General features: G+C 73.8%; 15 protein-coding genes. 8 read left to right on the forward strand and 7 right to left on the reverse strand.

The genetic code is table 11. The annotated features are described in order from the left end of the window. A partial coding sequence (locus KVS67_RS10750) for a transposase (RefSeq protein ID WP_217565336.1) occupies window positions 1–304 on the reverse strand: 304 nt, incomplete at its 3' end. A 134-nt stretch (window positions 305–438) separates the two neighbouring features. On the opposite strand from KVS67_RS10750, the gene aroQ reads away from it, so the two are divergent. Both aroQ and KVS67_RS10760 read left to right on the forward strand, forming a co-directional pair. Next, window positions 439–891, forward strand: a complete 453-nt coding sequence (gene aroQ, locus KVS67_RS10755) for a type II 3-dehydroquinate dehydratase (protein ID WP_217565335.1) — start codon at window positions 439–441, stop codon at window positions 889–891. Window positions 892–987: 96 nt separating this feature from the next. Then, the gene (locus KVS67_RS10760; RefSeq protein ID WP_044659290.1) at window positions 988–1,470 is read left to right on the forward strand and encodes a pyridoxamine 5'-phosphate oxidase family protein; all 483 of its coding nucleotides are present in this window, start codon (window positions 988–990) and stop codon (window positions 1,468–1,470) included. Window positions 1,471–1,545: 75 nt separating this feature from the next. Here KVS67_RS10760 and rlmN read toward each other — a convergent pair whose 3' ends face one another. Then, window positions 1,546–2,943, reverse strand: a complete 1,398-nt coding sequence (gene rlmN, locus KVS67_RS10765) for a 23S rRNA (adenine(2503)-C(2))-methyltransferase RlmN (protein ID WP_036384305.1) — start codon at window positions 2,941–2,943, stop codon at window positions 1,546–1,548. Then, the gene (locus KVS67_RS10770) at window positions 2,936–3,808 is read right to left on the reverse strand and encodes an oxygenase MpaB family protein (RefSeq protein WP_060775170.1); all 873 of its coding nucleotides are present in this window, start codon (window positions 3,806–3,808) and stop codon (window positions 2,936–2,938) included. The genes rlmN and KVS67_RS10770 overlap by 8 nt, the downstream gene beginning before the upstream one ends. Window positions 3,809–4,153: 345 nt before the next feature. Between KVS67_RS10770 and KVS67_RS10775 the strand changes: the two genes are divergently transcribed. Continuing rightward, complete coding sequence (locus KVS67_RS10775; RefSeq protein ID WP_223247481.1) at window positions 4,154–4,426, forward strand: three-helix bundle dimerization domain-containing protein; 273 nt, start codon at window positions 4,154–4,156, stop codon at window positions 4,424–4,426. Window positions 4,427–4,745: 319 nt separating this feature from the next. On the opposite strand, the gene KVS67_RS10780 is transcribed toward KVS67_RS10775, so the two are convergent. Then, the gene (locus tag KVS67_RS10780; protein WP_036316739.1) at window positions 4,746–5,990 is read right to left on the reverse strand and encodes an isochorismate synthase MenF; all 1,245 of its coding nucleotides are present in this window, start codon (window positions 5,988–5,990) and stop codon (window positions 4,746–4,748) included. A gap of 198 nt (window positions 5,991–6,188) precedes the next feature. On the opposite strand from KVS67_RS10780, the gene KVS67_RS10785 reads away from it, so the two are divergent. The 4 genes from KVS67_RS10785 to KVS67_RS10800 are packed head-to-tail and all read left to right on the forward strand — an operon-like array spanning window position 6,189 to window position 10,108. Then, entirely contained in the window at window positions 6,189–6,983 is a 795-nt protein-coding gene (locus KVS67_RS10785; protein WP_063188819.1) for a low molecular weight phosphatase family protein, read from the forward strand. A 9-nt stretch (window positions 6,984–6,992) separates the two neighbouring features. Then, window positions 6,993–7,373 (forward strand): metal-sensitive transcriptional regulator, encoded by a 381-nt coding sequence (locus KVS67_RS10790; RefSeq protein WP_002856860.1) that lies wholly within the window; start codon window positions 6,993–6,995, stop codon window positions 7,371–7,373. A gap of 41 nt (window positions 7,374–7,414) precedes the next feature. Then, a complete protein-coding gene (locus KVS67_RS10795) occupies window positions 7,415–7,633 on the forward strand; it encodes a heavy-metal-associated domain-containing protein (RefSeq protein WP_069941384.1) in 219 nt (72 codons plus the stop codon). Window positions 7,634–7,636: 3 nt separating this feature from the next. After that, window positions 7,637–10,108: a cation-translocating P-type ATPase gene (locus tag KVS67_RS10800; RefSeq protein WP_210079086.1), complete on the forward strand. Its 2,472-nt coding sequence runs from the start codon at window positions 7,637–7,639 to the stop codon at window positions 10,106–10,108. Window positions 10,109–10,159: 51 nt separating this feature from the next. Here the strand turns inward: KVS67_RS10800 and KVS67_RS10805 are convergent, their stop codons facing one another. Further along, window positions 10,160–10,573, reverse strand: coding sequence for a DUF4259 domain-containing protein (locus KVS67_RS10805; protein WP_036316745.1), 414 nt, complete (start codon window positions 10,571–10,573; stop codon window positions 10,160–10,162). Window positions 10,574–10,684: 111 nt separating this feature from the next. On the opposite strand from KVS67_RS10805, the gene KVS67_RS10810 reads away from it, so the two are divergent. Then, window positions 10,685–11,242: an SRPBCC family protein gene (locus KVS67_RS10810; RefSeq protein ID WP_144786607.1), complete on the forward strand. Its 558-nt coding sequence runs from the start codon at window positions 10,685–10,687 to the stop codon at window positions 11,240–11,242. Between the two features lie 149 nt (window positions 11,243–11,391). On the opposite strand, the gene KVS67_RS10815 is transcribed toward KVS67_RS10810, so the two are convergent. Then, window positions 11,392–11,709 (reverse strand): putative quinol monooxygenase, encoded by a 318-nt coding sequence (locus tag KVS67_RS10815; RefSeq protein ID WP_087113884.1) that lies wholly within the window; start codon window positions 11,707–11,709, stop codon window positions 11,392–11,394. Beyond that, complete coding sequence (locus KVS67_RS10820) at window positions 11,706–12,146, reverse strand: hotdog fold thioesterase (protein WP_098094116.1); 441 nt, start codon at window positions 12,144–12,146, stop codon at window positions 11,706–11,708. The genes KVS67_RS10815 and KVS67_RS10820 overlap by 4 nt, the downstream gene beginning before the upstream one ends. Between the last annotated feature and the right edge of the window lie 123 nt (window positions 12,147–12,269).

Raw genomic sequence — 12,269 nt, forward strand, 5'->3', positions numbered from 1 at the left:
GGACGTCCAGCTCGATCGGCCCGACCTCGGACTCCACGGTCTTCGGGGTGGTCCCGTTGCGGGAGTTGGCGTGCTTCGGCGCCTCGCTCGAGCCCTTCTCGTAGCCCAGATGGCTGGTCAGCTCGGCCTGCAGGCCCCGCTCGAGCGCGGCCTTGACCAGCGCGGGCACGAACCCGCCGTCACCGGTGAGCTCGACGCCGCCCGCGTCGATCTGCGCGAATAGGGAATCAAGCTGCCCTGAGGCTTTCAGCTGCTCGACCAGGTCCTGGCCCGAGGGCTCGCCTGGGTTCTTCTCGTCGATCATGGTCATGATTCTTACCGTTCCTCTCGGTACGGCTTACACAGACCATCTGACACGCCCGGAGAGGCCCGCTCGTCTCATCTCAGCCCGTACCCCGTGGCAAGAACCTCATGACCCACAACACCTAGACTGGCCCCATGACCGGCGCCCCCATCCTGCCCCTGCTCGTGCTCAACGGCCCCAACCTGAACCTGCTGGGCACCCGCGAGCCCGAGGTCTACGGCACGGCCACCCTCGACGACGTCCGTGCGCTCACCGAGGCCCGCGCGGCCGAGCACGGGCTGACCGTGGACTTCCGACAGTCCAACCACGAGGGCGAGCTCATCGACTGGATCCAGGAGGCCCGCACCTCCCACGCTGGCGTCCTCATCAACCCCGCCGCGTACTCGCACACCTCCATCGCGATCCGCGACGCCCTCGCCGCCGTCGACCGGCCGATCGCCGAGGTGCACATCTCCAACGTCCACCGGCGCGAGGCGTTCCGGCACCACTCGCACGTCTCCGCCGTCGCCGACGTCGTGATCGCCGGGGCGGGCGTCCAGGGCTACGCCCTCGCCGTCGACTGGCTCGCCGCGGCTGTGCGCCGCTGAGCGCTGGTCAGGACCCGCCTGGCCGTGCCTAGGGTCGGTGGTACGAGCCGGTGGCCACATCAGGGCGCCGGCACCCGACGACGAAGGAGTCACGCCATGGGCACCCAGGATCCCCGCGCCCGTCTGCTCGAGAAGCTCGCGAAGGTGAACGTCTGCATGCTGACCACCGCTGAGCGGGACGGCACGCTCGTCACCCGCCCGATGGGCCTGCAACAGGCCGAGGACGGCGGCACGCTCTGGTTCCTCACGCGCGCCACCTCCGACGTCGCCGCGGACGCTCCGCAGCGCCCGGTCAACGTCGCCGTGCAGGACAAGGACTTCTGGGCCTCCCTCGCGGGCCACGGTCAGCTCGTCCGCGACGACGCGCGCAAGAAGGAGTTCTGGAACCCGGCCACCGAGGCCTTCTTCGGTGAGGGCTCGAGCCCCGAGGATCCGCAGATCGTGCTCGTGCGCGTGGACGTGCAGACCGCCCAGTTCTGGGAGTCCCCGGGCGCGGTGGCCACCGCCGTCGAGCTGGTCAAGGCCAAGGTCACCGGCGGGACCGCCGAGCCGGGCGACAGCGAGACCGTCCGCTTCTGACGGCGCTCCCCGACGCCGGCCCCGCGGCTTGCCCGAGGACGGGCCGGTGGGCGCTGCGCGCGGGGCCTCGGCAGGTCAGTCGACGTCCTCGGCCGCCAGCTGGCCGCATGCGCCGTCGATCTCCTTGCCGCGGGTGTCGCGCAGGGTGGTGGGGATGCCGGCGGCGTTGAGCCGGTCCACGAACTCGCGCGTCACGTCCTTCTCCGAGGCGGTCCAGATGGAGCCCGGCGTCGGGTTCAGCGGGATCGGGTTCACGTGCACCCAGCCCTTGCCCCGGGCGTTGAGCTTCTTGGCCAGCAGGTCGGCGCGCCACGCGTGGTCATTCATGTCCTTGATGAGCGCGTACTCGATGGACACCCGGCGCCCGGTGGCCACGAAGTAGTCGTACGCGGCGTCGATCGCCTCGTCCGCCTTCCAGCGTGAGTTCACGGGGATCAGCTCGTCGCGCAGCTCGTCGTCCGGCGCGTGCAGGGACAGCGCGAACGTCAGCGGCACGCCCTCCTCGGCCAGCTTCCGGATGGCCGGCACCAGGCCGACGGTGGACAGCGTGATGTTCCGCGCGGACATGCCCAGGCCCTCAGGCGAGGGGTCCACCATGCGGTGCACGGCGGCCATCACGCGCTTGTAGTTGGCCAGGGGCTCACCCATGCCCATGAACACGACGTTGGTGACGCGGTCGGCGTCGTGCCCGCCATCCTTGCGCTTGCCGCCCAGTCCGCCCTGGGCGATCACCTGGTTGGCCAGCACGATCTGCTCCACGATCTCCGCCGTGGACATGTTGCGGGTCAGCCCGGCCTGGCCCGTGGCGCAGAACGGGCAGTTCATCCCGCAGCCGGCCTGGCTGGACACGCACAGCGTCACGCGGCCGGGATACCGCATCAGCACGGACTCCACGAGAGCGCCGTCGAACAGCCGCCACAGGAACTTGACGGTGTCCCCGCGGTCGGTCTCCATGCGCCGGACCTCGGTGAGCAGCGGCGGGAAGAACGCCTCCGCGATCGCCTCCCGCTTGTCCTTGGGCAGGTCCGTCATCTGCTCCGGATCGGTGGTGTAGTGCTCGAAGTAGTGCACCGAGAGCTGCTTGGCGCGGAACGCCGGCAGCCCGATCTCCTTGGCCTTCTCCTGCCGTTCCTTCAGCGTGAGGTCGGCCAGGTGGGTGGGCGGCTGGGAGACGCGCGGCTGCTTGAACTGCAGCTGCGGTCGGCCGTCCGGGCCCATCGGCTGGGTCCAGCCCTCGGTCTTCGGCATCACCTGGGGGCGCTCGGCGGTGGCGGCCTCGCGGCGCTTGGGCGCGGAGAGCTGGTGGCCGACGCCGGCGCGGCGCATGCGCTCTCGGTCCTCGGCGAGCTGGCGCGCCTCGGACTCGTCGATCAGGCCGCGCTCGGGGCGGCCGAGGGCCGGCTTGCCGGCGCGGTCCCTCTGGCGGTTCGGGGTGGGCTTCGATCCGGGGCGGCGGGGCTGGTAGTCAGACATCGGCACCATTCTCCCAGACGGGGCGGACTTCGCGGCGGGTCGCCTCCACGTCGACGGCGCCGCGCGGCTCCGGCGTCCGGGGCAGCCCCCGCAGGACCCAGCGGACGACGACGCCGCGCACCGTCGCCGGCAGCGGCCGGTACAGGGTGCGCGCCAGCCCCCAGAGGCGTGCCTCCCGGACGGAGTCTCGCCCGGTCCAGGACCAGCCGAGGCCGGCGCGCACGCGCCCCGGGAGGAGGCCGGCGGTGACGAACCGGGCCAGGGGCAGGGCCGCGCGCAGTGGCAGGGGGACGCCCTGGCCGGAGAACAGGTCGGCGGCGATCCGCCGCGCGTCGTCCGTGACCTCGAGCCGGGCCACCCGGTCGTCCCAGTAGGCCGCGAACGCCGCGCGGTCGGCCGGCCAGGCGGAGGCGGGGACCTCGAGGCTCGTGGCGAGCGGGGCGTACCCGCGGTAGAGGCGGTCGGCGTCCTCGGCGTCGAGGGCGCCCCACACCCGGCGGCGCACCTGCTCTCCCATCGCGTAGAGGGTGGCGGCCACCCAGAGCTGGGCGTCCGGGTCGGCGGCGTCGTAGGGGTGGCCTCCGGCGTCGACCCCGCGGACCGGGCGGTGCGCCGCCCGCACCCGCTCGACGACCGCGTCGCGCACCGGCGCGGCCTCGGGGAGGGTGACCGCGTAGATGTAGGCGAGCGTGTGGCGGAGCCGGCGCATCGGGTCCTCGGTGAACCGGGAGTGGACGGCGACGCCGGCCCCCACCGGCCGGTGCGCCACCTGGAGCAGGATCGCCGCACCGGCGCCGGCGAGGATCACGGCCTCGCGGGCGAGGGCGGCCGCGGAGGTCGGGGCGGAGTGGCGGTCGGGGCGCATGGTCCCAGCCTCGCACCGGGTCGAGCGGAGGGGCAGGGGGCGAAGATGAACGGCGCTGTTCACCTTCTGTTCATCTTGCTGTCGGCCTGGCGCTCGTGGCACCTCGATACGAAAGCCGCGTGATTGCGCTGATTTTGCGCCATCCAGGCATGTGTGGCGGAGTGCCTCAGGTCACGTTGGTGAACACGGAGTTGCACTCTGGGAGGAAATCTGTAAACTTGTTCACAAGCAGTTCACCTAGCGTTTACGGAACGCGAGGTCGGGACTCCACCGAACTCATCACCCGCGGCCCCGCCGCGACGATCCGCCGGACTCGTGGTCCGGCAACCGAAGGAGGTGCTCACCGTGAGCATCAACACGACCAGCCACCACCTGCCCACCGCCCCGAGCCCCCTCATGCAGCGCCACGTGCTCCAGCGCGTCGAGGAGACCCTCCTCCGCCGCTTCGAGGGCACCGTCACCGCCGAGACCGTCCGCTCGGTCGTCCGCGAGGTCGTCGCCGACCTCAAGCGCGGCGCCCGCATCACCACCTTCCTGCCGGCCCTCGCCGAGCGCGAGGCCACCCGCCGCCTCCAGGCCACGACGCCGGCCCACGAGGCCATGGCCGTCGCCGCCTGATCCCCCACACCGACGCGAAGACCCGTCGGCCCGCCCCGCGAGGGGCCGTGGCCGGCGGGTCTTCTCGCGTCCCAGACGCTTTCGTTCGGGAAACGGCGGGCCCCAGGACGCTTTCGTTCTGGAAACGGCGGGCCCCAGGACGCTTTCGTTCGGGAAACGGCGTTACTGCTCCTTGCTGATGAGGCCATCCGGCACCTCCGCTCCTGGGCGCCGTTCCATCGCCGCCCACGCGAATCCGGCGTGCGGCGCCATTTCCCGAACGAAAGCACCGCGACACGCCGCCATTTCCCGAACGAAAGCGCGACCGGCACGGGAGGCCTCAGTCCTCGGCGACGCCCAGCGCTCGGCGCATCGGCAGGAACTTGGCCCGGATCTCCGTGACCTCCTCCTCGGGCACCGCTCCCGGGACCATCCCGCCCCCGGCCTGCAGCCGCACCCCGCCGGGCACCTGCTGGCCGCAGCGCAGTGCCAGGGCGATCTCGCCGTCGCCGTCCTGATCCAGCCACCCGACCGGCCCGGCGTAGCGGCCGCGGTCCACGGGCTCGACCTCCGCGATCACCCGCACCGCGTCCGGCGTGGGGGTCCCGCCGACGGCCGCCGTCGGATGCAGCGCGGCCACCACGTCCAGCACGGTCCCCCGCCCATCCCGCAGCCGGCCGCGCACGGACGTGGCCAGGTGGTGCACGTTCGGCAGGGTCAGGACGGTGGGCGCGGGGTCGTCATCGGCGAGGTCGACGACGGGCGCCAGCGCGTCCAGCACCGACCGCGCGGCCCAGCGATGCTCCTCCGCCAGCCGCGGATCAGAGGCCAGCCGCTCCCGCAGCGCGGCGTCCTCCTCCTCGTCCGCGCCGCGCGGCATGGACCCCGCCAGCACCCGCGAGCCCACGAGCCCCGCGTGCCGCGTGGCGAGGACCTCGGGCGTGGCGCCCAGCAGCCCGCCGACGGCGAACACCCAGGTCTGCGGGTACTCGCGGCGCAGCTCCCCGATCGCCCGCCACAGGTCGGCGTCGTCCGCGGGGACGGTCATCGTGCGGCTGATCACGACCTTCGCCAGCTCCCCGCCCGAGTCGGCCATCCGCGTCAGCAGCTCGCGCACCCCGGCCGCGTAGCCGGCGTCGTCCCAGGCACGGTCGGCGACGCCGGCGGGCAGGGGCACCGCACCGTCGGCCAGCAGCCGGGCTCCGCGGTCCGCGGCGACGGCGGCTGCGAGCGCGTCCGCGTCCACGTGCTGGGCCACGTCCCGCACGCCGGACGGCGTGGCGCGGCGCAGATCCGCGGGGATGCGCAGGACCGCGGGCTCAGGCGAGTCGTCGGCGAAGGTCGAGGAGATCCAGCCCCGCAGCGGGGCCGTCGGGTCCGGTCGCCCGGCGACGGCGGTCTGCCACAGCGCGGAGAGTCGGCGGAGCCGGTCGGTGCCGTCCAGGAGCACGGTCCAGCCGCCCTCGCCCCGCCACGCGTCGTCCCCGTGCGCCCACAGCACCGCCCGGGCGAACGGGGGGACGGCGGCCTCGGGGGCCCCGGTCGCGGGGGCGCCGAGGTCCGGGAGCAGGGAGCGGACAGACATGGCCCCCATTCTCTCCCACCTCGGCGGACCCCCGCTCCGGGCCCGGGCGTCGGCCACCGCCCCGACGACGGCGGCGAGCAGCGTCGTCGGGCGCGGAGGGATCCCGTCAAGGCTTGCGCCGGCACACCCGACGTCGCAGGGTGGGGGCACCCGTTCACCTCGCGTTCAGCCGACCGCCTTCCCCGGAGGACTCGCACCATGACCCCCATCCCCCCGGACCCCCACGCCGATCACGCACCGGCGGTGGACGACATGCCGCTGGACACGACGGCCGCGCCGGACATCCCCGCCGCGGTGGACCCCGTGCCGCACGGGATGGCCGCGCACGTGCTCGAGCGCGAGGTCGGGCCGCTGATGGCGCGCTTCCCCGGCGTGGCCGACGAGGCGACGGTGCGTCAGCTCCTGTTCGACTCCTACGCCGAGCTCGCCGAGACGAGCCGCCACCCGGAGATGCTGCCGACCATCTCGGTGCAGCATGCCGCCTCGCGCCTGCGCGCCAGGGCGATCAACCAGGGCAGCATCGAGTCCCGCCACCCGCGTGTGCTGTTCGTCTGCCACGGCAACGCCGGCCGCTCGCAGATGGCCGCGGCCCTGCTCGAGAACCGCACCCACGGCGAGGTCAGGGCCCGCTCGGCCGGCACGGAGCCCGCCGGCGAGGTCATCTCCACCGCGTTCGAGGCGATGAACGAGATCGGCATCCCGCTGCACCACACGTACACCAAGGGCCTGGACCCGGACGTGCTCCGGGCCGCCGAGATCGTGGTGCTCTTCGACGGCGCGGATCCGTTCGAGATCCCCGAGGGCGCGCAGGTGCAGAAGTGGTCCGTGCCGTCGATCCGCGGCATGAGCCTCGAGCAGGTGCGCGGCGTGCGCGACGCCCTGGACCTGGAGGTCCGCGGCCTGATCGCCGATCTGGGCGAAGCCGCCACCCCGCTGCCGGAGGAGGGCACCCGCGTCGGCCGACCCCTTGACCCATACCCCCCTGGGGTATAGAACGGGGGTATGAGCACGGACAGCACGACGACGGCGCCCGCCGCCGCCTCGCCCCTTCCGTCCGCCGCGGCGGACGCCTGCGACGGCCACCGGCCCCCGCACGAGGTGCACCGGGACAAGGCGAAGCACCTCGCTCGACTGCGCCGCATCGAGGGGCAGGTGCGCGGCCTCCACCGCATGGTGGACGAGGACGTGTACTGCATCGACGTCCTCACGCAGGTCGCCGCCGTCACGAAGGCGCTGCAGTCCCTCAGCCTGAACCTCACCTCGGAGCACCTGCGTCACTGCGTGGCGGAGGCCGCGGTGCAGGCCGAGGCGGAAGGCCGCACCGAGCTCATCGACGAGAAGGTCGCCGAGGCGACGGCCGCCCTCGGCCGCCTGCTGCGCTGACCGGCGCCGTCGCCCACCCACCACCGCACGAGGAGCACGAGATGACCACCACCGACCTGAAGATCACCGGCATGACCTGCGGCCACTGCGTCGCCTCCGTCCAGGAGGAGCTCGGCGAGATCGCCGGCGTCTCCGCCGTGGACGTGGACCTGAACGCCGGGGGCGTCTCCACCGCCACCGTCACCTCCGAGGGCCCCCTCGACCCCGCCGCCGCGCGCGCCGCCGTCGAGGAGGCCGGCTACACGCTGGTGGGGGCCTGACCCATGACCCACCCCGCCTCCTCCACCCCGGCCGGCCCGCAAACCGAGACCACCCGCCGCGTCGACCTGGACGTCACCGGCATGACCTGCGCCTCGTGCGTGGGTCGCGTCGAGCGCAAGCTGGGCAAGCTCGAGGGCGTCACGGCGTCCGTGAACCTGCCGCTCGAACAGGCCACCGTCACCGCGCCCGCCGGCGTGTCGGACGAGGAGCTCGTGGCCGCCGTCGAGAAGGCCGGGTACGGCGCCACCGTGCGCCGTCCCGCCCCGCCGGCCGGACACGCCGGACACGCCGGGCACGCGCACACCTCCGAGCACGGCGAGGAGCACGGCGAGGAGCATGCCGCGGACCATGACGGCGTGGACCACCACGACCACATGGCCCACGGTCCGAGTGAGGACGTGCTCACACCGCGCCTGATCGGCGCGGCGGTGCTGACGGTGCCGCTCGTGCTGATCTCCATGGTCCCGGCGCTGCAGTTCCCGCACTGGGGCTGGGTCGCGTTCGCCCTGGCGGCGCCCGTGGCGCTGTGGGCGGCGTGGCCGTTCCACTCGGCGGCGTTCCGCGCGGCCCGGCACGGCTCGTCCACGATGGACACCCTCGTGTCCCTGGGCGTGCTCGTCTCCTTCTCCTTCTCGGCCGTGGAGCTGATCCTGGCGCCGGACATGACCGCCCACGTGGGCGGGACCATGGCGGAGATGGCCCACCACAGCCTGTACTTCGAGACGGCCGCGGTCATCACCACGTTCCTGCTGCTGGGCCGCTGGCTCGAGGCCCGCGCCAAGCGGGAGGCCGGCGCCGCGCTGCGGGCCCTCCTGGACCTGGGCGCGGCCCAGGCCACCCTCTACGACCCCGAGACCCACGACGAGCGCACGGTGCCCGCCGAGTCCCTCGCGCCGGGCGACGTCGTGCTGATCCGCCCCGGCGAGAAGGTGCCCACGGACGCCGAGGTGCTCGAGGGCACCTCGGCCGTGGACGCTTCCCTGCTCACCGGCGAGTCCGTGCCCGTGGAGGTCGGCCCCGGGGACGCCCTCACCGGCGCCACCCTGAACACCTCGGGCCGGCTCGTGGCCCGCGCGACGCGGGTCGGCTCGGACACGACGCTCGCCCAGATGGGGCGGCTCGTCTCCGAGGCGCAGACCGGCAAGGCGCGCGTGGCCCGGTTGGCCGACCGCATCTCCGCCGTGTTCGTGCCGATCGTGCTCGGGATCGCCGTGCTGACCTTCGCGGTGTGGATGATCGTGACCGGCGACCTGCCGTCCGCGCTGCGCGCCGGCGTGGCCGTGCTCGTGATCGCGTGCCCGTGCGCCCTCGGCCTGGCGACCCCGGTCGGCCTGCTGGCCGGCACCGGCCGCGCCGCGCAGCTGGGCATCCTCATCCGCGGCCCCGAGGTGCTCGAGGACTCGCGCACCGTGGACACGATCGTGCTGGACAAGACCGGCACCGTGACCGAGGGCCGCATGGCGCTGGCGGACGTGCTCGTCCTCGACCCCGCTTTCGTGGCCGAAACGGGCGCCTCCCGGAGCGCTTTCGTTGACGAAACGGCGCCGGACCAGGCCGCCGACGTCCTGCTGACCCTGGCGGCCGCCGTCGAGCGCGGGTCCGAGCACCCGATCGCCCGCGCGATCGTGGCCGGCGCCGAGGAGCGTGGCCTGACCGTGCCCGGCGTGGCGGACTTCGCCTCCACGGCCGGCGGCGGCGTGTCCGGGCTGGTCGCCCTCCCCCACGACGACGGCGCACCCGGCTCCGGCGCGCACGGCGCCGCCGGCCCGGATCCGGTCCGCGTGGCCGTCGGCCGCGGCTCCGTCCTCGAGACCGCCCTCGACGGCGGCATCCCCGCCGAGCACCGGGCCGCGTTCGAGGCCGCGGAGCAGGCCGGCGCCACGGCCGTGTGGGTCGCGGTCGGCGGCCGCGTGGCGGGCGTCCTGTCCGTCCGGGACACCGTGAAGGACACCTCCGCCGACGCGATCGCCCGCCTGCGGCAGATGGGCCTGCGCCCGCTGCTGGTGACCGGCGACAACGCCGCCGTCGCCGCCCAGGTGGCGGAGGCCGTCGGGATCCCGGCCGAGGACGTGGTGGCCGGCGTGCGCCCCGAGGACAAGGTGGACGTGGTGACGCGCCTGCAGTCCGAGGGCGCCGTGGTGGCCATGGTGGGCGACGGCGTCAACGACGCCCCGGCGCTCGCCGCGGCGGACATGGGCATCGCCATGGGCTCGGGGACGGACGTGGCCCGCGAGGCCGCGCAGATCACCGTGATGGGCGACGACCTGCACCAGGTGGTCCAGGCGCTCGACCTGAGCCGCCGCACCCTGGGGATCATCCGGATGAACCTGTTCTGGGCGTTCCTCTACAACGTGCTCGGCATCCCGGTCGCGGCCCTGGGCCTGCTCAACCCGATGATCGCCGGCGGCGCGATGGCGGCCTCGAGCGTGCTCGTGGTGCTGAACTCGCTGCGGCTCACCCGCTACGCGCGCTGAGCCGGGGCGGGGCCGAGCGCGGGCCGGGTCCACCCCGGCCCGGCCGGCCGGTCAGGGCAGGCATTCGCGGGAGTACTCGAGCCACTGCTCGAGCTCCCCGGACTCCTCCCAGAGCTGGTAGAGCTCGGAGCAGGAGGGCTCGCGGATGACCACGCCGATCAGCTCGCGCAGGGTCTCGACGTCCTCGTCCGAGAACTGGTCGATGAAGGCGGTGAGGTCCACCTCGTCCGTCTCCGCGTGCTCGAGCAGGGCCTCGAGGTCCGCGTGGTCCTCGTTCCGGGCGATCCGCACGAGCGCCCCGAGGGTGAGGAGTGCGGCGCCCTGGCTCGCGGTCAGGTGGCCCTCGTCCTCGTCGCGACGGAAGTTCTTGCGGAACTCGTCGAGGTCGAAGGTGCCGTCGAGGACCTCGTCCACGATGTCCAGCGCGGTGTCGTTCTGGAAGACGTTTCTGCCCCATGCGCCCATGACCTGACCCTAGGCCCGGGGCGGGCCCCCGGCAAGAGTCCTGTGGTGTCCCGCCGAGGGGTGCCGTCGCCTCCGCTTCCGGTGTCCGCGGCGGTTCCTAGACTGGGCGGCATGAGCACCGAGCCGACCCCCTCGTCCGCCACCCCCGAGACCGGGCCCGCCGCCGCGCCGTCGTCGTCCGGGCTGCCGCAGGCCGCCCCGCAGGCGGCGTGGCCCGAGCGCGTGGAGACCGGCGAGCACCAGGTGTCCTACCGGGCCACCGTGGCCGCGCCGGCGCACGAGCTGTGGGCGATGCTCGCGGACCCGCACCGCCATCACGAGGCGGACGGGTCCGGGACCGTGCGGCCGAAGGTGAGCGGGCCGCACCGGCTGGCCGTGGGCGACCGGTTCCGCGTGGCCATGCGGAAGTACGGGGTGCCGTACACGATGACGCTGACCGCCACCGCCGTGGACGAGGACGAGCTCGTGGAGTGGGCCCACCCGGGCGGACACCGGTGGCGCTGGGCGTTCCGGGACAACGGGGACGGCACCACCGAGGTCACCGAGACCTTCGACTACTCGTGGGCCCGGCCGGCCGTGCGCCGCGCGTACGAGCTGCTGCGGGTGCCGGCGGACAACGGGCGGGGCATCCAGTCGAGCCTCACGCGGTTGGCCGGCCGTCACCTCTGAACCGACCGCGTCTCAGTCGGCACTTTCGTTCGGGAAACGGCGGCGTGTCGGGCACTTTCGTTCGGGAAACGGTCGGCCCTCGCGCCGTTTCTCGAACGAAAACGCGCCGGGGACCGCCGTTTCCCGAACGAAAACGGGGGGTGCGGGGGTCAGACGGCGGACCAGTGGGTCGCGGCCGGCGGCTGCGCCAGGTGCGGGGTGACGAGCGCACGCCACGCGAGGAACGCGTCGGACTCGCGGAAGGCCACGGTGTGGTCCTCGAGCGTGCGCCAGCCGATCAGCAGCCGGTAGCGCGCCGGGTCCTCCACCTGCCGGGACAGTGCGAAGGACGTCGCGCCCCCGTCCCGGAACAGCGGCTCGGCCTCGGCGACGGCGGCCTCGAACGCCGCCTCCGCCCCCGCGGCCACGTGCAGCTCCACCGACTCGACGACCGGCCCGGCCGTCGTCGCGTCCTGCCCGGCGCTCACGCGCGCGCCCGCGGGCTCGTGGAGTGGCCGGTGAACCAGGCGACGAGCTGGCCGTCCGCCTCGATGCCGACCTCGATCATGCGGTCGCGGCCGAACTCCACCGACTGGCGGGCGGTCGCCACGAGGTGCGCGCCGAGCCTGGCGGGCGCCACGTAGGTGATCTCGGCGCGCCGGGTGACGGGGGCGGCGCCGAAGGTCGCCACGCAGTACGCCAGCGCCGAGTCCGCGAGGTGGAACAGGAAGCCGCCGTGGCAGATCTCGTGGGAGTTCACCATGTCCGCGGTGACGTCGCGGTGCAGCACCACGCGCCCCTCGGCCACCTCGCCGAGGGTGACGCCGTGCTCCCGCACCGCGGGGTCGTTCGCGTAGATCTCCTCGAGGCGGGCGAGGATCTCGTCCCGGCTCTGGCCGGACGAGCTCTGGGGGGTCTCAGTCATGGGCCCATTGTGTCGCAGGTCTGTGTCGCAGGTCGCGCCGCCCCGCGCCTAGGTGTAGGAGGGCATGACGTTGTTGACTCGGGTCGGTGCCAGTGAGGCCGGAGGAGCGTCTCCGCAGGAGGT

It is taken from the genome of Micrococcus sp. GbtcB5 (assembly GCF_019091605.1).
Taxonomy (GTDB): domain Bacteria; phylum Actinomycetota; class Actinomycetes; order Actinomycetales; family Micrococcaceae; genus Micrococcus; species Micrococcus luteus.